The 24,630-nt window shown below is 41.3% G+C and carries 24 protein-coding genes and 2 pseudogenes; 10 read left to right on the forward strand and 16 right to left on the reverse strand.

The annotated features are described in order from the left end of the window. Window positions 1–153 precede the first annotated feature (153 nt). From napA to ftsN, 6 genes and pseudogenes are all read left to right on the forward strand, one after another. Window positions 154–2,637, forward strand: coding sequence for a nitrate reductase catalytic subunit NapA (gene napA, locus A8M50_RS06985; protein WP_005647135.1), 2,484 nt, complete (start codon window positions 154–156; stop codon window positions 2,635–2,637). 54 nt (window positions 2,638–2,691) lie between these two features. After that, a pseudogene (gene napG, locus A8M50_RS06990) lies at window positions 2,692–3,530 on the forward strand (ferredoxin-type protein NapG). Continuing rightward, entirely contained in the window at window positions 3,530–4,393 is an 864-nt protein-coding gene (gene napH / locus A8M50_RS06995) for a quinol dehydrogenase ferredoxin subunit NapH (RefSeq protein ID WP_005647067.1), read from the forward strand. The pseudogene napG and the gene napH overlap by 1 nt, the downstream one beginning before the upstream one ends. 5 nt (window positions 4,394–4,398) lie before the next feature. Continuing rightward, complete coding sequence (locus A8M50_RS07000; protein WP_005636511.1) at window positions 4,399–4,842, forward strand: nitrate reductase cytochrome c-type subunit; 444 nt, start codon at window positions 4,399–4,401, stop codon at window positions 4,840–4,842. 14 nt (window positions 4,843–4,856) lie between these two features. Beyond that, window positions 4,857–5,459 (forward strand): cytochrome c3 family protein, encoded by a 603-nt coding sequence (locus A8M50_RS07005; protein ID WP_005632140.1) that lies wholly within the window; start codon window positions 4,857–4,859, stop codon window positions 5,457–5,459. Between the two features lie 175 nt (window positions 5,460–5,634). Next, on the forward strand, window positions 5,635–6,423 hold the full coding sequence (gene ftsN / locus A8M50_RS07010) for a cell division protein FtsN (protein WP_005646903.1): 789 nt from the start codon (window positions 5,635–5,637) through the stop codon (window positions 6,421–6,423). Between the two features lie 111 nt (window positions 6,424–6,534). Here the strand turns inward: ftsN and proB are convergent, their stop codons facing one another. Beyond that, complete coding sequence (gene proB, locus A8M50_RS07015; RefSeq protein WP_005647138.1) at window positions 6,535–7,638, reverse strand: glutamate 5-kinase; 1,104 nt, start codon at window positions 7,636–7,638, stop codon at window positions 6,535–6,537. 100 nt (window positions 7,639–7,738) lie between these two features. Between proB and folA the strand changes: the two genes are divergently transcribed. The 4 genes and pseudogenes from folA to A8M50_RS07035 form a co-directional block, all read left to right on the forward strand. Continuing rightward, on the forward strand, window positions 7,739–8,221 hold the full coding sequence (gene folA, locus A8M50_RS07020) for a type 3 dihydrofolate reductase (protein ID WP_005647059.1): 483 nt from the start codon (window positions 7,739–7,741) through the stop codon (window positions 8,219–8,221). 183 nt (window positions 8,222–8,404) lie between these two features. Further along, window positions 8,405–9,577, forward strand: coding sequence for an EmrA/EmrK family multidrug efflux transporter periplasmic adaptor subunit (locus A8M50_RS07025; RefSeq protein WP_005646942.1), 1,173 nt, complete (start codon window positions 8,405–8,407; stop codon window positions 9,575–9,577). A gap of 9 nt (window positions 9,578–9,586) precedes the next feature. Continuing rightward, on the forward strand, window positions 9,587–11,119 hold the full coding sequence (locus A8M50_RS07030; RefSeq protein ID WP_005647026.1) for a DHA2 family efflux MFS transporter permease subunit: 1,533 nt from the start codon (window positions 9,587–9,589) through the stop codon (window positions 11,117–11,119). 125 nt (window positions 11,120–11,244) lie between these two features. Next, window positions 11,245–11,922: pseudogene (locus tag A8M50_RS07035) on the forward strand (CRISPR-associated endonuclease Cas3''); the annotation flags it as partial. Window positions 11,923–12,061: 139 nt separating this feature from the next. Here the strand turns inward: A8M50_RS07035 and A8M50_RS07040 are convergent. From A8M50_RS07040 to A8M50_RS07115, 15 genes are all read right to left on the reverse strand, one after another. Continuing rightward, window positions 12,062–12,928: a DNA adenine methylase gene (locus A8M50_RS07040; RefSeq protein ID WP_005647155.1), complete on the reverse strand. Its 867-nt coding sequence runs from the start codon at window positions 12,926–12,928 to the stop codon at window positions 12,062–12,064. A 67-nt stretch (window positions 12,929–12,995) separates the two neighbouring features. Next, entirely contained in the window at window positions 12,996–13,676 is a 681-nt protein-coding gene (locus A8M50_RS07045) for a hypothetical protein (protein WP_005646958.1), read from the reverse strand. Beyond that, window positions 13,676–14,002, reverse strand: a complete 327-nt coding sequence (locus A8M50_RS07050; RefSeq protein ID WP_005647162.1) for a hypothetical protein — start codon at window positions 14,000–14,002, stop codon at window positions 13,676–13,678. Before A8M50_RS07050 ends, A8M50_RS07045 begins: the two co-directional genes overlap by 1 nt. Next, window positions 13,999–14,181, reverse strand: coding sequence for a hypothetical protein (locus tag A8M50_RS07055; protein ID WP_005647043.1), 183 nt, complete (start codon window positions 14,179–14,181; stop codon window positions 13,999–14,001). The genes A8M50_RS07050 and A8M50_RS07055 overlap by 4 nt, the downstream gene beginning before the upstream one ends. Window positions 14,182–14,185: 4 nt before the next feature. Beyond that, on the reverse strand, window positions 14,186–14,542 hold the full coding sequence (locus A8M50_RS07060; protein ID WP_005646980.1) for a hypothetical protein: 357 nt from the start codon (window positions 14,540–14,542) through the stop codon (window positions 14,186–14,188). Beyond that, window positions 14,532–15,017 (reverse strand): hypothetical protein, encoded by a 486-nt coding sequence (locus tag A8M50_RS07065; RefSeq protein WP_005647132.1) that lies wholly within the window; start codon window positions 15,015–15,017, stop codon window positions 14,532–14,534. Before A8M50_RS07065 ends, A8M50_RS07060 begins: the two co-directional genes overlap by 11 nt. After that, complete coding sequence (locus A8M50_RS09055) at window positions 15,010–15,645, reverse strand: hypothetical protein (RefSeq protein WP_232604896.1); 636 nt, start codon at window positions 15,643–15,645, stop codon at window positions 15,010–15,012. Before A8M50_RS09055 ends, A8M50_RS07065 begins: the two co-directional genes overlap by 8 nt. Further along, window positions 15,645–17,150: a phage tail protein gene (locus tag A8M50_RS08920; RefSeq protein WP_005647122.1), complete on the reverse strand. Its 1,506-nt coding sequence runs from the start codon at window positions 17,148–17,150 to the stop codon at window positions 15,645–15,647. The genes A8M50_RS09055 and A8M50_RS08920 overlap by 1 nt, the downstream gene beginning before the upstream one ends. A 3-nt stretch (window positions 17,151–17,153) precedes the next feature. After that, window positions 17,154–17,750 carry a YmfQ family protein gene (locus A8M50_RS07085; RefSeq protein ID WP_005646933.1) on the reverse strand — a complete coding sequence of 199 codons (597 nt, stop codon included), beginning with the start codon at window positions 17,748–17,750 and terminating at the stop codon, window positions 17,154–17,156. After that, entirely contained in the window at window positions 17,747–18,811 is a 1,065-nt protein-coding gene (locus A8M50_RS07090) for a baseplate J/gp47 family protein (RefSeq protein WP_005647069.1), read from the reverse strand. The genes A8M50_RS07085 and A8M50_RS07090 overlap by 4 nt, the downstream gene beginning before the upstream one ends. Window positions 18,812–18,825: 14 nt before the next feature. Beyond that, a complete protein-coding gene (locus tag A8M50_RS07095; protein WP_005647052.1) occupies window positions 18,826–19,176 on the reverse strand; it encodes a phage GP46 family protein in 351 nt (116 codons plus the stop codon). Window positions 19,177–19,245: 69 nt separating this feature from the next. Further along, entirely contained in the window at window positions 19,246–19,881 is a 636-nt protein-coding gene (locus tag A8M50_RS07100; protein ID WP_005646971.1) for a phage baseplate assembly protein V, read from the reverse strand. Beyond that, complete coding sequence (locus A8M50_RS07105; protein ID WP_005647040.1) at window positions 19,878–21,017, reverse strand: phage baseplate assembly protein; 1,140 nt, start codon at window positions 21,015–21,017, stop codon at window positions 19,878–19,880. Before A8M50_RS07105 ends, A8M50_RS07100 begins: the two co-directional genes overlap by 4 nt. Further along, the gene (locus tag A8M50_RS07110) at window positions 21,007–22,344 is read right to left on the reverse strand and encodes a DNA circularization protein (protein WP_005646886.1); all 1,338 of its coding nucleotides are present in this window, start codon (window positions 22,342–22,344) and stop codon (window positions 21,007–21,009) included. The genes A8M50_RS07105 and A8M50_RS07110 overlap by 11 nt, the downstream gene beginning before the upstream one ends. A gap of 3 nt (window positions 22,345–22,347) precedes the next feature. Beyond that, window positions 22,348–24,627, reverse strand: coding sequence for a phage tail tape measure protein (locus A8M50_RS07115; RefSeq protein WP_005647038.1), 2,280 nt, complete (start codon window positions 24,625–24,627; stop codon window positions 22,348–22,350). Window positions 24,628–24,630 lie beyond the last annotated feature (3 nt).

Raw genomic sequence — 24,630 nt, forward strand, 5'->3', positions numbered from 1 at the left:
ACTATAACAATACCTTTATTCTCTTGTAAGCAAGGGAAATGCTTAAAAGATAAAAGAAAAGTTTTTGTCTTTTATCGTAAGGCTACTGCCTTATAGGTGTGTAAAAAAGTTTACATTTAATAATAAATCAGTGTTTAACGTGGGGGAAACGCGATGAGTTTAAGTCGTCGAGACTTTATGAAAGCCAACGCAGCTGTAGCTGCGGCAACGGCTGCGGGGCTAACCATCCCAGTCAAAAATGTGGTTGCGGCTGAATCCGAAATTAAATGGGACAAAGCAGTATGTCGTTTCTGTGGTACCGGTTGTGCAGTATTAGTGGGTACTAAAGATGGACGTGTTGTGGCATCTCAAGGCGATCCGGATGCAGAAGTAAACCGTGGTTTAAACTGTATTAAAGGTTACTTCTTACCGAAAATTATGTACGGTAAAGACCGTGTAACTCAGCCACTTTTACGTATGACAAACGGAAAATTTGATAAGAACGGCGATTTTGCGCCTGTTTCTTGGGATTTTGCGTTCAAAACAATGGCTGAAAAATTCAAAGAAGCTTTCAAAAAGAACGGTCAAAATGCAGTAGGTATGTTCAGTTCCGGTCAGTCTACCATTTGGGAAGGCTATGCGAAGAACAAACTTTGGAAAGCTGGTTTCCGTTCTAACAACGTAGACCCGAATGCGCGTCACTGTATGGCGTCTGCTGCAACTGCGTTTATGCGTACCTTCGGTATGGATGAACCTATGGGTTGTTATAACGACATTGAACATGCAGATGCTTTCGTTCTTTGGGGTTCAAATATGGCGGAAATGCACCCAATTTTATGGTCGCGCATTACTGATCGCCGTATCTCTAATCCAGATGTTCGTGTAACTGTACTTTCTACTTACGAGCATCGTAGTTTCGAACTTGCCGATCACGGTTTGGTATTTACACCACAAACCGACTTGGCGATCATGAACTACATCATCAATTATTTAATTCAGAACAATGCTGTAAACCACGATTTTGTGAACAAACACACTAAATTTAAGCGTGGTGAAACCAATATTGGTTACGGTTTACGTCCTGAAAACCCATTAGAAAAAGATACTAACCGTAAAACTGCGGGCAAAATGTATGATTCTTCTTTCGAAGAATTAAAACAAATTGTGTCTGAATACACACTTGAAAAAGTATCTGAAATGTCTGGTGTGGATAAAACTCAGCTTGAAACTTTAGCAAAACTTTATGCTGATCCAAGCAAAAAAGTGGTATCTTTCTGGACAATGGGCTTCAACCAACACACTCGTGGTGTGTGGGCAAACCAACTAATTTATAATATCCACTTATTAACTGGGAAAATCTCACTTCCAGGTTGCGGACCATTCTCATTAACAGGTCAACCTTCTGCTTGTGGTACAGCGCGTGAAGTTGGTTCATTCCCTCATCGTTTGCCGGCTGACTTAGTGGTAACTAATCCTAAACACCGTGAAACAGCGGAACGTATTTGGAAATTACCAAAAGGTACGGTTTCTGAAAAAGTTGGTTTGGATACAATTGCACAAGACCGTGCAATGAACGATGGCAAAATGAATGTGCTATGGCAAATGTGTAACAACAATATGCAAGCTGGTCCAAACATTAATCAAGATCGTTTACCAGGCTGGCGTAAAGAAGGAAACTTCGTTATTGTATCTGATCCTTATCCAACTGTATCCGCACTTTCTGCTGACTTAATTCTTCCAACTGCAATGTGGGTAGAAAAAGAGGGTGCTTACGGTAATGCAGAACGTCGTACTCAATTCTGGCGTCAACAAGTAAAAGCACCAGGTGAAGCAAAATCAGACTTATGGCAATTAATGGAGTTTGCAAAATACTTCACGACTGATGAAATGTGGACAGAAGAATTACTTGCTCAAATGCCTGAATATAGAGGTAAAACTTTATATGATGTACTCTTCAGAAATGGTCAAGTAGATAAATTCCCATTAAGCGAACTTGCTGAAGGCCAATTAAACGACGAATCAGAGCACTTTGGTTACTATGTTCACAAAGGTTTATTTGAAGAATATGCTGAATTTGGTCGCGGTCATGGTCATGACTTGGCTCCATTTGACATGTATCACAAAGCTCGTGGTTTACGCTGGCCGGTTGTAGAAGGTAAAGAAACCTTATGGCGTTACCGTGAAGGCTATGATCCATTCGTTAAAGAGGGTGAAGGTGTGGCATTCTACGGTTATCCAGATAAGAAAGCGATTATTCTTGCGGTACCTTATGAGCCTGCAGCTGAGTCTCCGGATAAAGAATATGACTTATGGTTATCTACCGGTCGTGTTCTAGAGCATTGGCATACTGGTACTATGACGCGTCGTGTGCCTGAATTACACCGTGCTATGCCGAACAACCTTGTTTGGATGCACCCATTGGATGCTGAAGCTCGTGGTTTACGCCATGGCGATAAAATTAAGATTTCATCTCGTCGAGGCGAAATGATTTCTTACTTAGATACTCGCGGACGTAATAAACCACCTCGTGGCTTAGTATTTACCACTTTCTTTGATGCTGGTCAGCTTGCAAATAGCTTAACGCTAGATGCGACAGACCCAATTTCAAAAGAAGCCGACTTCAAAAAATGTGCGGTAAAAGTGGAAAAGGCTGCGTAAAAACAATGTAAAAATCAACCGCACTTTATTTTCCCTTATTAATAAAAGAGGAAGATGAAAGTGCGGTTAAAATCTAAAAGAAAATGAAGAAACCAGCACTCAATCCTGAACGTAGAAAATTTCTCAAAGAAGCAACCCGTACTGCGGGTGGTTTAGCTGGCGTTGGGATTTTGTTGGGATTGCAGCAAAATCAAAGTCTTGCTCGCGAAGGTGTGCCATTGCGCCCGCCGTTTGCTTTGCAAGATGCGAAAGCGTTTTCTGCCGCTTGTATTCGTTGTGGACAATGTGTTCAAGCCTGTCCTTATGACATGCTACATTTAGCTTCTTTATTATCGCCAGTAGAAGCGGGAACACCGTATTTTATTGCGCGTGATAAACCTTGCGAAATGTGCCCTGACATTCCTTGTGCTCATGCTTGCCCAACAGGGGCGCTTGACCGCAATGCAACAGATATTAATGAGTCTCGTATGGGGCTGTCAGTACTGTTAGACCATGAAACGTGCTTGAACTGGCAAGGATTACGTTGCGATGTTTGTTATCGGGTTTGTCCATTAATTGATAAAGCGATTACATTGGAAAAACAACATAATCAACGTTCTGATAAGCATGCGTTATTTATTCCAACAGTACATTCTGATGCCTGTACTGGATGTGGGAAGTGTGAGCAAGCTTGTGTGTTAGAAGAGGCTGCGATTAAGGTTTTACCAATGGATCTTGCAAAAGGTATGCTAGGTAAACATTATCGTTTGGGCTGGGAAGAAAAAGCGAAAGCTGGCCATTCTCTTGCGCCTAAAGATATGATTTCGTTGCCAACTCGTACGCCAGAAGGAACCACTGTAATTCCTGAACCGGCAGAACCCGTGCTTGCACCTATTTTAGGGAGTGGCAAATAATGGCAAATACACCAAAATTTGCAGGTAAAGAGTCGCGAGAAAAATGGGGCTGGTGGTATGCAAACCGCTTTTTATTTTGGCGTCGATTAAGCCAACTTAGCATTCTTGCGATGTTTTTAAGTGGTCCTTATTTTGGCGTGTGGATTTTAAAAGGAAATTATAGTGGAAGCTTATTGCTCGATACTATTCCATTAAGCGACCCTTTAATTACAGCAGAAAGCTTGGCTGCAAGACATTTACCTGATGCTCTCACCTTGATTGGTGCAGCAATTATTGTGTTATTTTACGCAGTACTTGGTAGTAAAGTATTTTGTGGTTGGGTATGTCCACTAAATGTTGTGACGGACTGTGCTGCATGGCTACGCCGTAAGTTAGGCATTCGCCAAACAGCAAAAATTTCACGCGGTTTACGTTATGGCATCCTTGCACTTATTTTACTAGGCAGTTGCGTAAGCGGAATGTTGCTTTGGGAGTGGGTTAATCCAGTGGCTGCTCTTGGCCGTGCCTTTATATTTGGTTTCGGTGCAACAGGCTGGCTATTGCTTGTTATTTTTCTTTTTGATTTATTGATTGTAGAACATGGTTGGTGTGGACACCTTTGCCCAATTGGTGCTGCTTATGGTGTGATTGGTGCAAAAAGTTTAATCCGTATCAAAGTGATTGATCGTGCAAAATGCGATAATTGTATGGATTGTTACAATGTTTGTCCTGAAGCCCAAGTGTTACGTTCACCTTTACATGGAAAAAAAGACGAAAGCCTACTTGTGCTTTCCAAAGATTGCATCAGCTGCGGACGTTGTATTGACGTTTGCGCTGAAAAAGTTTTTAAATTTTCGACCAGATTCGATCATTCAGGGGAGTGATTAATATGACTAAACAGGTATCTAAAATTTTAGCGGGATTATTTACCGCACTTTTTGCTGGCTCACTGATGGCATCTGATGCACCAGCAGTGGGAAAAGATTTAACTCAAGCTGCAGAAAATATTGCTCCAGCATTTCATAATGCACCTCGTCAAGGTGAATTACCAGCATTAAACTATGTAAACCAACCTCCAATGGTTCCACATAGTGTTGCAAATTATCAAGTGACAAAAAATGCGAACCAATGTTTAAATTGCCACAGTCCAGAAAATTCTCGTTTGAGTGGTGCAACTCGAATCAGCCCAACTCACTTTATGGATCGTGATGGCAAAGTGGGCTCAAGCTCATCGCCACGTCGTTATTTCTGTTTACAATGTCACGTTTCTCAATCAAACGTAGATCCGATTGTTCCAAATGATTTCAAACCGATGAAAGGTTACGGAAACTAATTTAAGAGGTCTATATGTCTGAGAAAAAACCAAATATCTTAAAGCGTTTCTGGCAATGGTTTAGAAAACCAAGCCGTATGGCGATAGGTACTATTATTATTTTATCAGCTATTGGCGGTATTCTTTCTTGGGTGGGGTTTAACTATGGTTTAGAAAAGACTAACACAGAGCAGTTCTGTGCGAGTTGTCATACTCAAGATGCTTATCCAGAATATTTGCATAGCGTGCATTATCAAACTCGTACTGGTGTAGGTGCAAGCTGTCCAGATTGCCATGTGCCGCATGAATTTGGCGCAAAAATGAAACGTAAAATTGTTGCAGCGAAAGAAGTATTTGCTCACTATACTGGAAAAGTGGATACCTTAGAAAAATTCAACGCACATCGTTTAGAAATGGCTGAAAACGAATGGGCTCGTATGAAAGCTAACGATTCTAAAGAATGCCGTAACTGTCATAAAGTAGATCGTATGAACTTCAACGATCAACGTTCTGTGGCAGCACGTATGCATGAAAAAATGAAAACTGAAGGTAAAACTTGTATCGACTGTCATAAAGGTATTGCACACCAATTACCTGATATGAGTGGCGTTGAGTCAGGATTCAAAGACGAGAAATAATTTTCTCAAAATATTGTGAAAAAATACCGTGCTTAGCTAATAAGTGCGGTATTTTTATTTTGTGTTTATACACGATAATCTATTGATGTTAGTCTTTATTTAAAGCCTATTTTTCAGTAAACTTAGCAAGTTTTGTAGAATTATTAAAATATTACTTAAAATTTAGGAATTTATTGTGGCTCACCGAGATTTTGCCGCACGTCGCGGCTCAAATAATAAGAAAAAAACAAAAAAGAATAAGAATATTCTGATCATCCTCGCTTTGGTCATTGTGTTGGCTTTTGGCGTAGGACTTTATTTGTTGAAAAATAAAAATAGCGAAGTTGTAGTGCAACAGGCTGCGACACAACAAGAAAAAACGCAACCTAAAAGTGTCTTACCCAATCGCCCAGAGGAAGTTTGGAGTTATATCAAGGCGTTAGAAACTCGAACTGTTCCTGTTGATAATAAACCTACAAGCGTAGAGCAAAATATGCGCTTAACCGAAGAACAACGCCAAGTCCTAGTGCAAATGGAAAAAGAACAACAAGCAGAGGAAGAGGCGCGTAAATTAGCGGAGCAACAACGTGCGGTAGAAACGGCGAAAGCTCAACAAGTGCAAGCAGCGCCAAAAGTAGAGCAAGCGAAAAAGCCTGAAGCTGTAAAAACAGAAACTGTAAAATCTGAACCAGTTAAAAAACAAGAACAGTCAAAAATTGAGACGGCTAAAAAAATTGAGCAACCTAAAACTGCAGATAATCCGAATGGTGGTAAAAAATTTGGTTTGCAATGTGGTGCTTTCAAAAATCGAGCGCAAGCTGAAAATATGCAAGGTCGTTTGGCTATGACCGGTTTAAATGCACAAGTGCAAGTGAATGGCGAGTGGAACCGTGTTCGTGTAGGTGGCTTTGCTAGTCGAGATGCCGCAGTGCAAGCGCAAAGTAAAGCTAAAAGTGTGGCAGATTGTGTTGTGATTGGTATGTAATGCTAATCTAACATTGAGTTATCTTGATACATTAAATCTCTATCATTGAAATAAAAAAAATCCCAACTAAAAGTGCGGTACAATTAGTTGGGATTTTTTCATTAAGGATTATTATAAAATAATCATATCATCACGATGCATTGCTACTGCACCGTATTCATAGCCTAAAACATTTTCTATGTCTACTGATTTTCGGCCTTTAATTAATTGTAGGGCATCGCTGTTATAGCGTGGCATACCTAGCGCAATGTCTTTACCCGATTGAGTGCGTATTTTGACTACTTCACCACGCGAAAAACGTCCTTCCACGTTAACAATGCCAGCAGGTAATAAGGATTTATTTTGTTCAAGAATAGCGTTTTGGGCCCCTTCATCAACAGTGATAATGCCTGCAGATGGCGCGGCGAAAAGCCATTGTTTGCGGCTTTCTAATCGATCAGATTGGTGCGCAATAAATTTTGTACCAATATTTTGTTCATAAGCAAGATTAGCGATCACATTTGGGCGATTACCTGGTGCAATAATTGTTTCAATTCCAGAGCGAGTGGCAACATCGGCAGCAATGATTTTAGTCATCATTCCCCCAGTGCCAAGATTGGTTCCACTGCCGCCTGCGATTGAGCGAATGTGATCGGTAATTTGTTCTACAACTGGAATTAATTTCGCTTCAGGATTTTTACGTGGATCACTATCAAATAAACCTTGTTGATCAGTCAATAAATAAAGCTGTTCCGCTTGAACAAGAATAGCGACTAATGCAGATAAATTGTCATTATCGCCTACTTTAATTTCTACGGTCGCCACCGCATCATTTTCATTAATCACAGGAATAATGTGGTTATCTAAAAGTGCGTGTAAAGTATCTCGCGCATTTAAAAAACGTTCGCGATCTTCAATATCGGCACGAGTTAATAAAAGTTGTCCGATATGAATATCATAAATAGCAAATAATTTTTCCCAAGCCTGAATTAATTGGCTCTGACCAACAGCTGCAAGCAGTTGCTTTGAGGCAATTGTGGGTGGTAATTGAGGATGATTCAGATAATGGCGACCCGCTGCAATAGCGCCAGAAGTCACTATCACTATACGAAATCCATCATTATGCAATTGCGCAATTTGACGAACGATTTCCATCATGTGCGGTGAATTCAGTTTTGGCGAACCCTGTGTTAGGGTACTTGTACCAAATTTCACTACGATTGTTTTTTTGTTCATAGTTGTTTCCAAAGTTCTTAAAATTGACATTAACGTTATCACTAAATCAATGAAAAATCACCTAATATCAGGTATAGTAACAGCAAATTTAGGGGGATTTATGACATTTAGTTTAATTGTGGCGACGACATTAAATAGCGTGATTGGTAAAGATAACCAAATGCCTTGGCACTTGCCTGCAGATTTAGCATGGTTTCGTCAGAACACGACAGGCAAACCTGTCATCATGGGGCGTAAAACGTTTGAAAGTATTGGTCGCCCGCTACCTAAACGCACGAATATCGTACTTTCTCGTCAGCATTTTGAACACGAAGGTGTGGTATGGAAAGATAGCCTTGAAAGTGCGGTAGATTTTGTCAGAGATTTTGATGAAATTATGTTGATTGGTGGGGGAGAGTTATTCAAACAATATTTGCCACAAGCAGATAAGTTATACCTTACTCAAATTCAGGCAGAACTAGATGGTGATACTTTTTTCCCTCAATTGAATTGGGATGAGTGGAAAATTGAATTTGACGAATATCGTAAGGCGGATGAACAAAATCGCTATGATTGTCGATTTTTGATTCTTACACGAAGATAAATCAAATTAATGAGACCATATCTCTAGAGCATTCATTAATCTAGAAAATAAAGAGATGATGATTTCCCTTGAGTTCCCCTTTTTAAAGTTTCATAATGACCCTTCATTTTTTATTTTTGATAGTTTTAAAGGTTATCTCAAATATCTCATTTTTAAACATTATCCCAACTTAGGGAAGGCATTATGACGCAAACTGCAACTGAAAACCCATCAACTAAATCTGTATCAAATAAAACTAACCGTAAAAAAGGCTTAAGCATTTTTATTCTTCTCCTGCTTATTATTGGTATTGCTTGTGCTTTGTATTGGTTTTTCTTCTTGAAGGATTTTGAAGAAACAGAAGATGCTTATGTGGGTGGTAATCAAGTGATGGTATCATCACAAGTTGCGGGTAATGTATCGAAGATTAATGCTGACAATATGGATAAAGTCCATGCAGGTGATATTCTAGTTGAATTGGATGATACGAATGCGAAGCTTAGTTTCGAACAGGCCAAAAGCAATCTCGCCAATGCTGTGCGCCAGGTAGAACAACTGGGTTTTACTGTGCAGCAATTACAATCAGCTGTGCACGCCAATGAAATTTCTTTAGCTCAAGCACAAGGCAATTTGGCGCGCCGAGTTCAACTTGAAAAAATGGGCGCGATTGATAAAGAATCTTTCCAACACGCAAAAGAAGCCGTTGAACTTTCCAAAGCAAATTTAAATTCCTCTAGAAACCAATTAGCTGCTAATCAGGCTTTATTGAGTAACGTTCCATTACGTCAACAACCGCAAATACAGAATGCAATGAGTTCACTCAAACAGGCTTGGTTGAATTTACAACGTACAAAAATTAGAAGTCCAATTGATGGCTATGTGGCACGTCGCAATGTTCAGGTTGGGCAAGCCGTTTCAGTGGGCGGCGCATTAATGGCGGTGGTATCTAATGAGCAAATGTGGTTGGAAGCTAACTTCAAAGAAACTCAATTAACGAATATGCGTATTGGCCAGCCGGTGAAAATTCATTTTGATTTATACGGTAAAAATAAAGAATTTGATGGCGTGATAAATGGCATTGAAATGGGGACAGGCAATGCGTTTTCTCTTTTGCCTTCACAAAATGCCACGGGTAACTGGATTAAAGTGGTACAACGTGTACCTGTGCGAATTAAATTAGATCCACAACAATTTGTAGAAACACCATTGAGAATTGGTCTTTCTGCAACGGCAAAAGTAAGAATTGCAGATTCATCTGGCCCAATACTACGAGAAAAATCAGAACCGAAAACGTTATTTGCGACTGATGCACTTAAATATGATGAAAGTGCGGTAGAAGATTTGATTGAATCTATCATTCAGCAAAACAGCCATTAAGGCGGCGTTATGGACGATTCCGCAAAAAAATTCCCGCCTATTCAAGGTGGTGCGCTGATTTTATTGACACTGGCTTTATCTCTCGCCACCTTTATGCAAGTATTAGATTCTACGATTGCAAATGTGGCGATTCCTACTATTGCTGGCGATCTTGGCGCATCTTTTAGTCAAGGTACGTGGGTAATTACTTCTTTTGGTGTGGCAAATGCGATTTCTATTCCAATAACAGGTTGGTTAGCAAAACGTTTTGGCGAAGTGCGGTTATTTTTAGTTTCAACTTTTTTATTTGTTGTCTCTTCTTGGCTTTGTGGGATTGCAGATAGTCTTGAAGCATTAATTATTTTTCGAGTCATTCAAGGTGCTGTCGCAGGCCCAGTGATCCCTCTTTCGCAAAGTTTATTATTGAATAATTATCCACCAGAAAAACGCGGAATGGCATTGGCGTTTTGGTCAATGACTATTGTGGTTGCGCCTATTTTTGGCCCAATTTTAGGCGGATGGATTAGTGATAATATCCACTGGGGATGGATTTTCTTTATCAATGTTCCAATTGGTTTATTAGTTGTGCTAATCAGCTGGAAGACTTTGGGTAGCCGAGAAAGTGAAATTGTTCATCAACCTATTGATAAAGTCGGTTTAGTTTTACTTGTCTTAGGCGTGGGATGTTTGCAATTAATGCTTGATCAGGGCCGTGAGCAAGATTGGTTTAATTCTAATGAAATCATTATATTAGCCGTTATCGCTGTCGTTTGTCTGATTGCCTTGGTTATTTGGGAATTGACGGATGACAATCCTGTGGTGGATATTTCGCTTTTCCATTCTCGTAATTTTAGCGTAGGGTGTTTATGTACTAGTTTAGCCTTTTTGATTTATCTAGGTTCTGTGGTATTAATTCCGCTCTTGCTACAACAAGTCTTCCATTATACTGCGACGTGGGCAGGGCTTGCGGCTTCCCCAGTTGGATTATTCCCTATTTTACTTTCACCGATTATTGGACGTTTCGGTTATAAGATCGATATGCGAATTTTAGTGACGATAAGTTTTATTGTATATGCAATAACATTTTATTGGCGAGCGGTGACTTTCGAGCCTTCAATGACTTTTGCTGATGTGGCTTTACCACAATTAGTGCAAGGTTTGGCGGTGGCCTGTTTCTTTATGCCACTTACCACAATAACTCTGTCTGGCTTGCCTGCGCATAGAATGGCTTCTGCGTCTAGTTTATTTAACTTCTTGAGAACTTTAGCGGGTTCTGTAGGGACATCTTTAACCACATTTATGTGGTATAACCGTGAAGCCGTTCACCATACTCAATTAACAGAATACATTAATCCTTATAACCCAATTTCCCAAAGTTTTTATCATCAAATGAATCAATTTGGTTTAAGTGATACCCAAACTTCAGCTTACCTCGCTCAACAAATAACATCGCAAGGATTTATTATTGGCGCAAATGAAATATTTTGGCTATCAGCTATGGGATTCTTAGGATTGTTTATTGTGATTTGGTTTGCAAAACCACCTTTTGGCGGGCGGAATTAGTAGCGTATTATTTAAAATATGAATGATTCAATCTCAAAATTTATCAATGTAAACATGGTTGAATTAAAAGAGGATTAGGAGTAGATTAGGTCAAATAATAATCATAAATATAAGGGATTATTTTTATGTTTACTAAGCCTTTCTACTATGCCCATTCAGCTCAAGACGAACTAGGTAATCTCTTACCTTATGAACATTGGCAAACCTTGCAAAGCCATTCTGTGAATGTTGGCGAAATGGCAGCGGAGTTTGCTCGGGTATTTGGTGCGCAGGAAATTGCCTGCCAGACGGGAAAGTTTCATGACTTAGGGAAATATTCGGAAGCCTTTAACCGCCGATTGCATGGTGGCTCATCAGTCGATCATGCTACTGCGGGAGCCAAAATTGCTGTCGAGCGTTGGGGAGATGTTATCGGCAAGCTGATGGCGTTTTGCATTGCGGGGCATCATGCGGGGCTGGCAAATGGAAATGGCGAAGGCGATAACCGCCGCACGTTAAAGCAGCGTTTAGGATTGCAATTCGGCACAGATATTCCCGCCCTCGATAACCTGTGGCAACAAGAAATCAAGCTCCCTCAAAACCTGTCCGCACCGCCACTCAAAGCCGACGCACATCATCCTTTTTTCTCCTACGCCTTCTTCACCCGAATGCTTTATTCTTGCTTGGTGGATGCTGATTATCTCGACACCGAAGCCTTTTATTCAAACCTAGAAAACAAAGCCATCGAGCGCAGCGGTTATCCTGATTTAAACGCCTTACAACACAATTTCAATCAATTTATCAACAAGTTCAGACGACGTGTATAAGTTCGCGAATCTTTTTGCATAAAATCGAAATTTATTTTGCATAAACAATTAAACTATTATGCAAAATAAACCTCAAATTTAAACCAAACAAAAACGCCCTTTAAATCATCATTAAAGGGCGTTTAAATTTTACAGTTTAGAACTTATAAACCATATTATCCTCATACTTACCTGAATAGCTTGCTGAAGCATTGACTACAATTCGTTGCGCATTATCAAAGTTTTGCCAATTATGCACTTTATCATCAACCATATACTTAATAAACCGCACAAACTCCGACTTAGTTGAACTGAAGAAGATATAAGGCGGTCGAGTAATGTTGATTAATCGCAAAAAGTCGATTAAATCAAAGTAAGTCGCCTGCTTGTAGCTTTCCTGTCTAGTGCATAGATATGGTGGATCTAATACAAATAACGCTTTCGGGTCATCGCTAAACTTAGGCAAGAGCGTGTGGAATGATTCTTGCACAATCTCTACGCCGTCCAAATAGCCGTCTGCCTTTTGATAATCAGATTGACGAATACAATGCCAGAAATCATGTTGGAATAAGTCATCAAGCGTTGCTACTTGTTGCCCACTGAACAATAACCAACTCGCTAAGCAATTTAAATCTTTATACCCTTTGAAGTTTTGAATGATTCTGATGCATTCTGCTTTACAATCCTTCGTCATACGTTTATTTTTTGGCGTAGCGTTACCAACTACAGAGTAAAGCTCGGCACGCAGCTTGTTGATGTCATCAATATGTGCTAATCGTTCCGCATAGCCGTCGAAATCATTATAGATGACACGAGCTTTTGGCTTAATCGCTTTGGCTGCGTGGCTTAATAAACCTGAACCACCAAAGGTATCAATAATCGTCCATCCTTCACCATCGTCTTCGATATTTTCATTGAGAATAGTCTCAAAATGTTTCAAAAACATCCGTTTTTGCCCCACAAAAGGTAACGGAGCCTGCTTAAATTGCACTACGCTTTGTTTGTTCGTTTTTTCGTTTGTCATTATTATCCATTTTTCTGGTTGAATTACATCCTATCTCTAAAATACTATTTAGAGATATAAAATTATCTTAAACCCTATCAGGCCAAGGGTCTGACGTTGTCCACATCATAGCGGGCGGTCTTAGATTTTTTGGGCCAATGTCAGGTATTGCATCATTGCCTCTGACTTTTGGGTCTGCATGGTAAGGAGTGAACCTCATAAAATTAGCATCGCCCACACCTCCCACATAAATACCTGCAACAGCTCGATTGGTATCATCATCGTATAAACTGAAACCACAGGAATCGTCAGCTCTAAAACCGAGCGGAATCCCACTTGTACCAATAACCTCAACTCGACCTGCTTGTCGTGGACTATAACCTTTCTCTGACTTACCTAAGTAACCAAACAGCCCCCAAGATAACCCGCCCATATGACATGATACAAGGTTGCCTTGCCTGCGGAGTTTAATGTAAGCTCCTGGTTTCAGATTTTTCGTTACAACATTAACCAAACCTGTATCACCATCAATAACAACCCATTTCTTATTTCGTTTTTGCCATTTCCAAGCTCCGACTCCACCGCCATCTGATGACTCATAGATAGTCCCATTAGGCTCATTGCCTTTTATTTTGGGCTCTTCTCCTGCTGTTTTGTCGCCTGTTGTATCGGGCTTATCAGGGCGACCGCTGCCAAGTACAACAGTTATAGCTTTAATATCTCGCCCGATTTGCTCAATGACCTCGGGCAGTTGTTCTAAAAGGCTCATTAGCTATTTTTCCCACGTTGATAAGCTGCCTTTAAGTCCATTGCATTTAAGGCGTTAAGTTTCTCAATCACACCGTCTAAACTCTGTTTAAATTCGGTCAGTTTGCTGGTCAATGCTTCAGGTGCACTGCTCCCGCTTGCTTTGAGTTTGCGTAGTTCTTCTGCCAGCTCTCTAAACGTGTCTAAATCTGCTGATACCTCACCGCCTAACAGGTCATTTTTAAGTTGGGTTATCTTTGTCTCAATTTGAGCTAAAATCGCTTTGTCTTGCTCACCTAAGTAAGTTGCAAATTCGGTTAATAATTGTTGGATAGTTTGTGTTGTCATAGTCGTCCTATTTTGTAATGAAGAATTAAATCTGAAAATTCAGGCAAAACAGGTGTGCCACAGCCACCTGAAATACCTTTTGATAACGTCACCTTGATAGGTTGTTTTGATTGCAACGATACTGTCACTGCTTGTTTCAACTGCAATTTCACATCGATTGCCCGTTTACAGTCTTTCATCGCGTCATTCCTCTACGCGTTCTGCAGGATAGTAGCTATAACGCGTAATCTTTCCGCCACATAGTGTGTCTCGCCAGTTGCTCGTATTCGTAATTTTTAACGCCCAACTTGCGGTCTTCCACTTTGTGTTAGCTAAACGGTCGCGCGTGCAAGTGATTTTGATGTTGTTATCAGATAACGCAATACCATTGCCTTTTGTCAAATGGATAACTGGATCTTTGCCATCAGGCACGATAAACAAGTCAAATTCGCTATCAGCAAAGCCTTCGGGCACTTCTTTTTCATCTAGCGTCAGTGTTTCGCTTTCATCGTCGCCAAATTTCCAGTTAAAATTAATGATCGGTTTGTCTTTAGTCATCATATTTAAATATTGCCCCTAATTGATTCGGGCTAAATCGCCAGCCTTCTTCATTGCCTGAAAGCGCATTAAAACACCATTCAGAACAAAAATACTTACTGCGTTTTTCTTTGATGCCAAGCACAATCCCTAGCGCGCCCCACCAGTCGTATTTACAACCCAAAGTGCGGTCAAAATAGGCTTTGATTTCTGCTTCGGGTACACCGTCCAGCGGAATTAAATCCCATTTGGTGTTATCGGACACATCAATCTGTTTGCAGCGCACCCCACCGTCTTGTACCGATGAGGAGTAGCAGTCATATACTGTCACATGCTCATAATGATGCCCATTACCAAACTCAATGCGCTCAATGGCAATCTCGCAATGCGAATATTTGCCTTTGGTAAAAAATCGAGTAATACGGTCGGCGATTGCTTTGACTGGCTCTTTGCGCCAGTCTCGTTTGTGTTTGTACATCGCCAAATAAACCTTAGCCATTTTGATATGCCTCCATCAAGTTATCCATTTGCTTGATAATGTCATCATGGATTGATTGCAGTTGCTCAAGCGTGAGATTAGGGGCCTTGAGCTCATACTTACGCATGCGTTGATTAGCTAATTCAACCTGCAGTTTTTCCAAGCCTGCCGCCTGCGTCAAAATCAGGTTTGTGGCGGTCTTATTATCCAGTCTTGCGCGTTGTGCAAAGTCTGAGATATATCGACTGCATTCGCCCTCATAATTTGATGATTTAAAGGCTTCCGCCGCCGCTTGGCGCTCACGGTACTCACTCTCAAATCTCGTCCAAGTGCTGTAGATTTTTGCCGCGTGTTCGTCGATATCTGCAGTAAACTTAGTTTGGTTTTCTTGTAAAAGTGCGGTAATTTTCCTGTTATCTTCTACCCATTCTTTACCGTCCCATGAATGCGCGGCTGATGGTGCGCGAGGTCTGCCATAAAACACGCCATCTTGATAGGTAATATCATCGGAATTAATGGCTTCGTATTGCTGATATTGTTCATCGCTCAAGACTAATAATTCATCATCGGTTAGATCGTACAAATGGCGAAAATCACTATCAATCAGCTCAAAATGTCCCAGTTTGTCAATAAGATGTAATAAAAACATTAATACCCCTCCACTTTCACCCATAAATCAATATGTTCATCTTGATTGCCTACATGCCGGATGGTATATAGCCATAATCTATCTTTTATATTATTTTGTCGCTCAAACGCCCAACTTGGTGGCCACCACTCAAATGCTTCCGCCCCGAATGAAAAACTCCTCCCTGATTCGGTTCTCGAAAATGTGGCAGTTACATTGGTAATTTTATTTGGCATTGCTGTCCAAAGAGGAACCGGGATTTCGATTGCTAATCGTTCGCTATTATTTTTAGCCTCAAAGTAAAACCACCATACGCGAAAAGCTTTAAAGTGAATTATTTGTTCAATTTTTCCGTCTGGGTGAATAATAGTTTCCCCCTCCAAGTTGATATTTTTTTGGGTGGCATTATCGAAGCTAGCATTAGTACCTTTAATGGTTTTTGTGTAATTTTTCCGAATAACTGTTGATAATTTTTTATTAAGTTCATTCAACGCAAACTCACTCGCCACTTTTTCCTTGTTTGTGCCGTTGGTGGCGTGGGAGATATCCGAATCAAGCAATATATTTCCATTCTTTCTTGGTAAGCTGGCGACATTTATGTTTGAACCATTGCTTTCGCGGTAAACAAATGACAGCATACTGTTACTACTGTGAGGATTGTTTTCTATTCGCACGTACCGACCAGAATTATTGTAAAAACTGATTCCACTCCAGTCGCCTTGTTTAAACGACGTGTCACCAGTAATAACTCCCCCTGTTTTCATAAATGCATTATTTAATGATGCACCGCTTTTAGTTACTACATCGCTCTTAACCCATAATCCTGTTTCATCGATTGATACATTAAATTCACTTGAGTTTGGTTTTCCGCCTAAATGCAGAGCGCCGTTATTATTGAAACCGATAACAGACACTTCATTTCCAATCACTGAGTCGCCGCTCAACTCAATTTTCTTTGGCCAGTTATAATTATTTACCCGATATGCTGTACTTGAGCCGGTAATTGTCAGCATCCCGGTCATCGTATCGCCCGATTTTGACACGCGGCCATTTGCGTTATCATTCGCTGCTTTCACTGCCGCACTTGTTGCCACTGTGTCTGAGCTATTACTGTTAACGGCTGATGATTTTTTGCTGTTTGGGATGTAATTCGTCAAGCTACGCGTAATCGAATCAATAAAGCCTTTCAAGATTTTAATGACCTTAGGTGTAGCAGCCATTTCTTCAGAATCTAAATCATATCCGGAATAAAGTTGTACCTCGCCTTTTTGCGTGGTAGAGGCTTTTTTACGGTTATCATCAATAATCTTAACAATCGCCTCATAAAGCTGAGTTTGCTTATTTTCTACGGGCTGGAACCCCGCTTTTTGCAACACATAATGCGCTTCAGCTTGTACATCTCGCACACGGTCTTGCAAATTATTAAGCCACGTATCGGTTACTCGCGTGCCTTGTTCGCCTGTTGCTGGATTACCATTGTGGAAAAGGCCATCATTTGAATCAATTTGAGGCATTAAACTTTTCATATATTAAGATCCTGTTTGATAAGCAAAATAACAGTAAGTATGTGCAGGTTTTAAGTCTCGGAAGAACTCCTCAATAATCGGGTCACCAAATTCCACTAAATGATTACCCGCAAAGGAGGTGCCTGCGCGAAAATATACAATATTGTCATCCCCATTAAGCACCGATACTCGCCACATAAAAATCAAGTTGTCGCGAGCTTCATTGCGAAATTGAGCCAAATCTCCCGTCGTTGGCAAATCATTCGCAAGGGGAGAAAACTCTTTAATTTCGATGCGATATCCAATACTTTCTGCAATCCGTTTAAAATAGGGAATGGATAAGCCCCCAATCGCATTTAACTTGGCAATGACACGTTTTACTCGTGCTTGATAGTTATTGCTATAATCTGTTTTTATGCCGCATAAACGTTCCCAATCGGACAACATCGTATTGGAGGTGGCTGGTTCAATAATTTGCAATAAATCCACCGCACTTTTTTGTAATCGGTCAAAGGCATTACCATCTACCTCACATTGTGCTAAAAAACGCTCTCCATTAACGTCGTACGAAATAGGCGGATAAAGTTTTGCCAATACCTTTTTGTGGTCAGTTTGCATCATGCCATCTCCGTAACGGTGATTTGACCTAACCGAAACCACTCAATTTTTGTACGCACATCTGCTTTTAGATTAGTGATAGGTGTCGCAAACTTACGGTCAACAACACCTACCAAGTTATTCACCACCGCTTCACATTGCGACACAATCAAATCATCACCTGGGATTAACGTGTTGAAATAATCCGTAAGTGCGGTTGAAATGGCCGCCTTAATTTCGGGTAAGGTTACGCCGCTGATTTTCACCTGAATATTAAAATTGACCTTCGTTACATCAGGTTTCACCACTTTGCTTTCTCGCGCGGTTACTGGGCGCACATCATCAATATATTCTTGGCAGCGACGTATTGTTTCATCGCTTGGTACATCGTTATTTGATGTGATCGCAATATCTACCGTACCAAGCCCACGACGCAACGGGTAAACATAAGCAGCATCCACGCCATCCACCGATAACGCCCATGTACGATAGTCATAACGATTACCCCCAGCAGGTGGTCGGCGAATAATCTCAAGCAAACGTTCGAGCAAAGACGCATCGCTTTCCGCATCCGTTGCACCAATTACATCATTTAGCACCACATCGGATTGCACACCTAAATGTGCCGCCATAAAGTTTGCTTTTGTCGCAGTTTTAATATTTTGGCTGGCACCTGTCGCAAGACCTCGCACTGCAACAATGGCAGAACCGCTTGCAGAAATCACCGCGCTTTCGGTGGTTTCATAAAATCGGTTATCGTCTGTTTTAATTTGTAATCCAGCTTTAAGTACTGCATCAGGGGTACCAGTTACAGTTGCACCGAGCCCACTGGCATAAGTCGCATTACGACGGCGAATACCACGCAAACCCGCATGTTTTTCAAGAAAATCCGTGTCGGCAGTATCCGGAAAGAATTGTTTAATAATCCATTTTTGATGGGCATAAATACCTTCCGCTACGGCAGCAAGGCTACTGGCACGTGCATAATAGTCACTATCTATGCTCACATCAGCACTCGGTTCTAATGATTGCACATCGCGCAAAATCGCTTGGCGAATATCTTCTAAACTCGGCATAATAAACATGGTTTAAACCCTTTTTAAATGACTTTTACCGGGTGTTTAAAATGATAGGTTTTGCCCCGGTTATCTCGGATGGATATATCTAAAATCAATACACCGTTATGTGGTTGGGTATGATTGACAATAATTTCGTCCGCACGTCCATCATCAATCAAGGGTTGCAAGGCTTCTTCGGCATATTGTTGTGCAATTAAACCTATGTGCGACAAATCTTTTTCGCGCGGAATAAGATGGAGCAGAGAGCCTACACGCCCATCTGCCCACCAAGAGCCTAATGGTGTGGTCAATCTGATATACGCTGCATTGGCAAGCGTACTGATTTGTTTACTTGTATAGTCCCCGGTAAGCGGGCTGATCTCTCTGTCCATATTGACAGGATAAGATAAGAGGTAAAAAGAAAGGAGATGCAGGGTTTCAGCATCTCCTTTAAGGTTAGATTATTCAGGTTTACTGGTTTTTCCTCCGCTATCGCCAGTATGTTTGTGGTTCCTTAACGAAATTGTACCAGCTTCCACATCGCCGTCGGTCGTAAAGCTACCGCCACGTTGTTCTACATTACCAGTAAAGCTCGCACCACTGCCACCTTGCACAGCCATGCCGCCGTTACCGTTAATTTGCCCTTGGGCAATAAAGACCTGATCGGTTTCAACCAATGGACTTGATATATCCACTTTTGTTGCTGCTTTAATCTTTAATACATCACAATCAATCTCAATCAACCGCCCCTTTTTTAATACAATGCTAGAGCCACTTTCATCATAAACGGCCACTTCGCCACCTTGCAGATTTTTCACGCGGAAAGAACCGTTCTCGGTTGCAATCACAATACCGTGGGTAGTTTGTCCGCCAATGGGTAAAATCACTGCTTGCGTGTTTGCCGGAGGCACAGAGGTAAAACCAAACTGCTGCATCAACTCCACATCTTGCAAGGTTTCATCGGCAAGGCCTGAAGCCTGAACTTTCTGAATATTGTCCGCACTTTTCACCAAGTGCAACACTCCGCGAAAGGCTTGACGGATTTCGTCCACTGCACCTTGCGCCTTTTGTTGAATGGCTTGGCTTAATCGTCTCATTTTGTCCAACCACCTTGTCCGTTTGTCGAAATCAAATCGCCTTGGTTCTTCTTGCCTTTTTTACCCTTACGTTTACGTGCTTTTTCTGCTTTTGCGTTGTAAGCGTCTGGTGTCCAAATGCCGTCTTGTTTAAAGCGTAGTTCCGTTTGTGTGCCACCGTTTCGGCTCAACGTAAAACGACGCCCCATTAAAAAGAAAATGGCATCAATCTCATATTCCTCGCAAATTACATGTACACGTTGCCCTGGTTGCCATAATGTGCCGTCTTGCATTTTGTGATCGGGCACAACGATAGTAAGGGTAAAACCTTCCAGCACACTGTCCGCAATGTATTTTTTGGCCCATTTTTGCAAGGCTTCCAAGTTATCCACATCAGACACCACCACGGTTTTCGGCTTGTAGGTGGTCATTTCAGGATCGTGATAAACCCATTTCAGATCATTTTTATTGTCTTGCCCTTGCTTGCCGTGGCTTTGTGCAAGAAAAGTGACTTCGCTAAAACGATTTGATACATCAAACGTTAAATCCGCCTGTTCAAAATTGTTTCGCTTGCCGTCTTTCATGCAACACAAGGTCGCCACAGGTGGCGTGCTGTAATCCGCACCGCCCACAATCAGCTCTCCATTTGGTTCAAACCACAAGTGCAAGCCTGCCGAGTTCGCACAACGCATTGCCGCATTCCAAGCTGTTTCGCCCACGTCAATATCGACTTTATCTAATGTTGGATTATTTTCCGCACGCAATGCCACTTTTTTAATACCAAGTGGTTCAACAATTTTTTTCACCGCATCCAACACAGTCAAGCCTTTTACATTGGTGATTGGGGCAGAGCAATCCACAAGGATACTCGCACGGTCACGCCCATTGAGGCTATAAGTGCGGTTAGTTTTACTAATAGTATGCTGTGTCGTATCCACGATGCCTGTCATCACCAACTCGCCATTAATGCGCACTTTCACTTCAGCCCCCGAAAAATCAGGTAAAACCGTGCTGTTTGAAGGTACGCCCAAATCAAATTTAAAGGCGTCGGCAGGGATTAAAAAGTCACTATCAATATCATAACTTTTCCAGCTATTGTGGGCTTTGCCGTCCACTTCCACCGTAACATCATTTTCATAAGGGTAATTATTTGACATAGCTGTTTAACCACTCCCCACGCTCAACAAAATTCGGATAACGGATCTGCGGATTCAGCCTTAATAATTCATCAGCACGTTTGTAATCCTGATAAAATGCATGTGCAATTTGTTGCACAGTACCGCTAAATAGCACCTCACGCACCATTAAAGGCGGTTTACGATTAATTGCCGCAAGGGCAAGTTGAGTAAACTTATGCACTTTATTGCGTAATTGCTCTGCTGTATTATGCGCAGACGTATAAAAACTCGTATTGGGTGTGCTTAATACCGTGATATTTTCCCTATGATGTTCATCGTCCACTTGTTTGCGTAACAATTGTAAATTATCCATAATTTGTGACTGCACTTGAGTCGTGATGTAATCAATATCCTGTGGCAATAAATCATCGTCCTCTACCAATTCAGTGGCAATACGCAACAAAGCAACACTAGAGGCTAACTGCATCATTAAATGCACAGATTCAGTATCATCCTTACTAAAAGAGGTCGTTAATGATTTCAATGCCGCTTGTTCTTTGGCAGATTTAATATTCTTACCACTCACCAAATCAGCAGGAATATGCTTAATTTGACGTATTGTGCGGAGTACCTCATCAAATTTTGCTCGGGTAGTTAAGTCCTTGCGCGCAGCAATTTGGCGCAACCCTGAATCAATCATAGTCACCAAATCACGCACAGCACGGCTAGATTTTGCTTTAAAGTTATCTTGTGTCACGACAGGCGATACACCATACTTCGTTTTATCAAAATCAAATAACCCGCGTACTTGCTCAAAACAACCAAATAACGCGCCATATACACCCAACAAACGTGATTTTGTATTAGCGGCAAAGGCAACAATCTCCATAAATTCGCCATACAATGCCATCACATCATCAACAAAATTTTCTAATTCAGTCAGTAAGGCATCTATTTTTGCCAATAGGGAATAATTAAAGACAAAAATCGGTTTAGCTGGCGTAGATTCGATAAAAGTCAAATCTAACGCCACATAATCAATCATCTCCGCTTCGTGATGAAAACTCGCCCCAGTGCAAATCATATTTTGCAAACGTCCACGAATCGGATGCACTAATGTTGCCGCCCCTGATTTTTGTAGCACGCTTAAAAACTTCTTAAAGTCCGTGTAATAGCCTGGTCCATAAAATACGGCTTGCATACGCACGGTTAATGGATTTAATCCCAAATCTTCCACGTCCGCGCCATTGACGAAAGGATAAGCATGCTCAATGGTCGAGCGATAGACATCATCATCCACCGAAAGCACATCGAAACGCACACCACGAAAACTCGCACGTTGCACAGGCATTGTCCAACCAGCCATCTTTTACCCCCGTTTTAAGTCTTGATATTGATACTGAGACGTTTGTTCAGCCACAATCCGTCCGTCTAAATCCACCTTAATTTCGTTTTGAATCGTGAAATTTTGGCTTTCAATGGCGGTTTTTAATCCGTCGCTAATGGTTTGCCCAAAATGCTGAAAATCAGCTTGATAGTTAGCCAAGCTAGATAAATCACCCAGTGTGCGACTTAAAGCGGAGTCGGTGTCATTAGCTGCTACAGATAAACCTGAATAGCCTTTCCCCTGATTGCGAATGTCCGCAATTTTCACCGCACTTTGGCGCGTGCGCTCATCATATTGGGCTTGAGTGAGAGTGCCTCGCTCAAGGCGTAAAGCTGCAACTTCATCTTTACGTGCAATTTCAGCCACTTCACCCGAGCGAGAAGCCGTCCCCCATACAGAGTTTTTGTTATAACCGAAACCTTGCGGTGCGTAATGGGTTGTGGTCGGTTTATTGCCACCGTAAGCATTGGCATAAAATTGGTTTTCTAACTGCTTTTCTTGAGCAGTTTTCGCCTCAGCTTTTTCTTCAGACTTCGTTTCTTCCGTTGTACGTTGTTCTCCAGCAATCATTAAACCACTGGTAAAAAGTGCCCCTGCACTAAGAATACTGCCTAACTTACCGCCCCCTTTAATTTTTAAACCGTTTTTCCCTTTCCCTAGATTGCCAGCGACATCTGCTACATCACTAAGCCCAATTCCGCCTCGTTTAACGCCCAATAATGCCAACGCACCACTTGCTGCAATCGCAGCCGTACTTAATGCTGTAATAACAGTGCCAGCTGTAGTCAGTGTAGAGGTTAAATCAGGATAGGCTTTCGCATATTCAGCCAGTTTTGTAGCCGCATCGCCAAGTGCATTATTAAAACTTTTCATGCCTTCCATTTGTGCAAATTCAAAGCTATTTTTTGCATTTTCCAATTTGGCACTATTGGTATCTTGTATAACAGCATGTGATTTATCGACAGCACCATTAGAATTTTGTAATTGCTCCTGAACATCCTTCCCTAGCTGAACATTATTACGCATACCCAATAGAGCCATTAGCGCTTGTTGGTCTGACACAATTTGCCCGATAGCAGTACCTTCTACCAAATTAGACATTTCCTTGATAATTCCAGCTTGTTCTTCTTTTTTTGCTGTCTTTAATTTCTTTTGCAACTCCTTATATTTTTCATCTTGTCCTATAACCATATCCATAATAGACATAAAGGCTTCAAGTGAATTTTTACCTTGTTTTTTCTCATTCTCCATGGATTTGATAAAATCAATACCATGAGTTTTACCGTCTTTTCCCTTTATTTCGAGTTTTCTGAATCGTTCATTTGTTTCTTTGGCAGAAATTTTGACTAATAAATTAGATAAATTATTGCCTGCCTCATCTTCAGAACCTGCAGTAACTCTAGCTTGTTGGTTTGCCATTAGTAGCGCTTCTAAGCCATTCATACCACTTAAACCAGCAGCTTTACCTGCAGCCATTTGCTTAGGCAAATGGCGAGCCATATCTGACAATTCAAAATTACCTGCTTGTCCTGCTGCTACCGCTTTATCTAAAACTTCACCAATTTTATCTTCACTAATATCGAATTGTTGCATAGCTGAAATGGCAATTTGGGCTAAGTCCTCGGCACTTGCTCCTGTACCTACCGCTGCTTTTTGTAAAGTTGGCAATAATTTCATTGCCGTATTAGCTTTAACAGAACCAGAAGCCAGCATTTTATCCAATGCATCAAGTGCTTCTTCTTTCGTCCCCCCTCCAGTTTCTACCGCACTTTTCACTGCATCATGTAATTCTTTCTTTCCTGCAATTCGCCCAGCTACGTCTCGGTCGGAGAAGGCAGTATTGGATACCATCGCTAAGCGTCGGTCATAGTCCATTTCCTTTTTCATAGGTTGTGCCATCACCATAGCTCCAGCCGCCATGCCTGCACCCACACTGGCAATGGCAGTTCCAACATTGCCTAATCGTTGCCCCCAAGAGGTTTTCCCCATTTCCGTATTAAGCCCAGCAATTTTTGAGCGCGTCGCCTCAGCCGCACGAGCTAATTCGCGACTAGTGGCTGTGCCACTACGTTTTAATCGGTTATAAGCGGCAATGGTATGATTAATTTCTTGTTGGATTTTATGTTCACTTCGCACGCCCAATGTTTCGCGTGCACTTGCCATTGCTTTTGTGCTTTGCTTAATCTGCGATTGTGCCCGCTGAAAAACTCGGCTTGCTTGGTCTCGTGCTTTTAGCGTCAACGCTAAATTCAACTCAGCCATTTT

Source organism: Haemophilus haemolyticus, assembly GCF_001679045.1.
GTDB lineage: Bacteria > Pseudomonadota > Gammaproteobacteria > Enterobacterales > Pasteurellaceae > Haemophilus > Haemophilus haemolyticus.

Bases quoted from the DNA above. Each gene is read 5' to 3' on its own strand.
- napA (WP_005647135.1), top strand. From the start codon at position 154: ATGAGTTTAAGTCGTCGAGACTTTATGAAAGCCAACGCAGCTGTAGCT.
- napH (WP_005647067.1), top strand. From the start codon at position 3,530: ATGGCAAATACACCAAAATTTGCAGGTAAAGAGTCGCGAGAAAAATGG.
- A8M50_RS07000 (WP_005636511.1), top strand. From the start codon at position 4,399: ATGACTAAACAGGTATCTAAAATTTTAGCGGGATTATTTACCGCACTT.
- A8M50_RS07005 (WP_005632140.1), top strand. From the start codon at position 4,857: ATGTCTGAGAAAAAACCAAATATCTTAAAGCGTTTCTGGCAATGGTTT.
- proB (WP_005647138.1), bottom strand. From the start codon at position 7,638: ATGAACAAAAAAACAATCGTAGTGAAATTTGGTACAAGTACCCTAACA.
- folA (WP_005647059.1), top strand. From the start codon at position 7,739: ATGACATTTAGTTTAATTGTGGCGACGACATTAAATAGCGTGATTGGT.
- A8M50_RS07025 (WP_005646942.1), top strand. From the start codon at position 8,405: ATGACGCAAACTGCAACTGAAAACCCATCAACTAAATCTGTATCAAAT.
- A8M50_RS07030 (WP_005647026.1), top strand. From the start codon at position 9,587: ATGGACGATTCCGCAAAAAAATTCCCGCCTATTCAAGGTGGTGCGCTG.
- A8M50_RS07040 (WP_005647155.1), bottom strand. From the start codon at position 12,928: ATGACAAACGAAAAAACGAACAAACAAAGCGTAGTGCAATTTAAGCAG.
- A8M50_RS07045 (WP_005646958.1), bottom strand. From the start codon at position 13,676: ATGAGCCTTTTAGAACAACTGCCCGAGGTCATTGAGCAAATCGGGCGA.
- A8M50_RS07050 (WP_005647162.1), bottom strand. From the start codon at position 14,002: ATGACAACACAAACTATCCAACAATTATTAACCGAATTTGCAACTTAC.
- A8M50_RS07055 (WP_005647043.1), bottom strand. From the start codon at position 14,181: ATGAAAGACTGTAAACGGGCAATCGATGTGAAATTGCAGTTGAAACAA.
- A8M50_RS07060 (WP_005646980.1), bottom strand. From the start codon at position 14,542: ATGATGACTAAAGACAAACCGATCATTAATTTTAACTGGAAATTTGGC.
- A8M50_RS07065 (WP_005647132.1), bottom strand. From the start codon at position 15,017: ATGGCTAAGGTTTATTTGGCGATGTACAAACACAAACGAGACTGGCGC.
- A8M50_RS09055 (WP_232604896.1), bottom strand. From the start codon at position 15,645: ATGTTTTTATTACATCTTATTGACAAACTGGGACATTTTGAGCTGATT.
- A8M50_RS08920 (WP_005647122.1), bottom strand. From the start codon at position 17,150: ATGAAAAGTTTAATGCCTCAAATTGATTCAAATGATGGCCTTTTCCAC.
- A8M50_RS07085 (WP_005646933.1), bottom strand. From the start codon at position 17,750: ATGATGCAAACTGACCACAAAAAGGTATTGGCAAAACTTTATCCGCCT.
- A8M50_RS07090 (WP_005647069.1), bottom strand. From the start codon at position 18,811: ATGTTTATTATGCCGAGTTTAGAAGATATTCGCCAAGCGATTTTGCGC.
- A8M50_RS07095 (WP_005647052.1), bottom strand. From the start codon at position 19,176: ATGGACAGAGAGATCAGCCCGCTTACCGGGGACTATACAAGTAAACAA.
- A8M50_RS07100 (WP_005646971.1), bottom strand. From the start codon at position 19,881: ATGAGACGATTAAGCCAAGCCATTCAACAAAAGGCGCAAGGTGCAGTG.
- A8M50_RS07105 (WP_005647040.1), bottom strand. From the start codon at position 21,017: ATGTCAAATAATTACCCTTATGAAAATGATGTTACGGTGGAAGTGGAC.
- A8M50_RS07110 (WP_005646886.1), bottom strand. From the start codon at position 22,344: ATGGCTGGTTGGACAATGCCTGTGCAACGTGCGAGTTTTCGTGGTGTG.
- A8M50_RS07115 (WP_005647038.1), bottom strand. From the start codon at position 24,627: ATGGCTGAGTTGAATTTAGCGTTGACGCTAAAAGCACGAGACCAAGCA.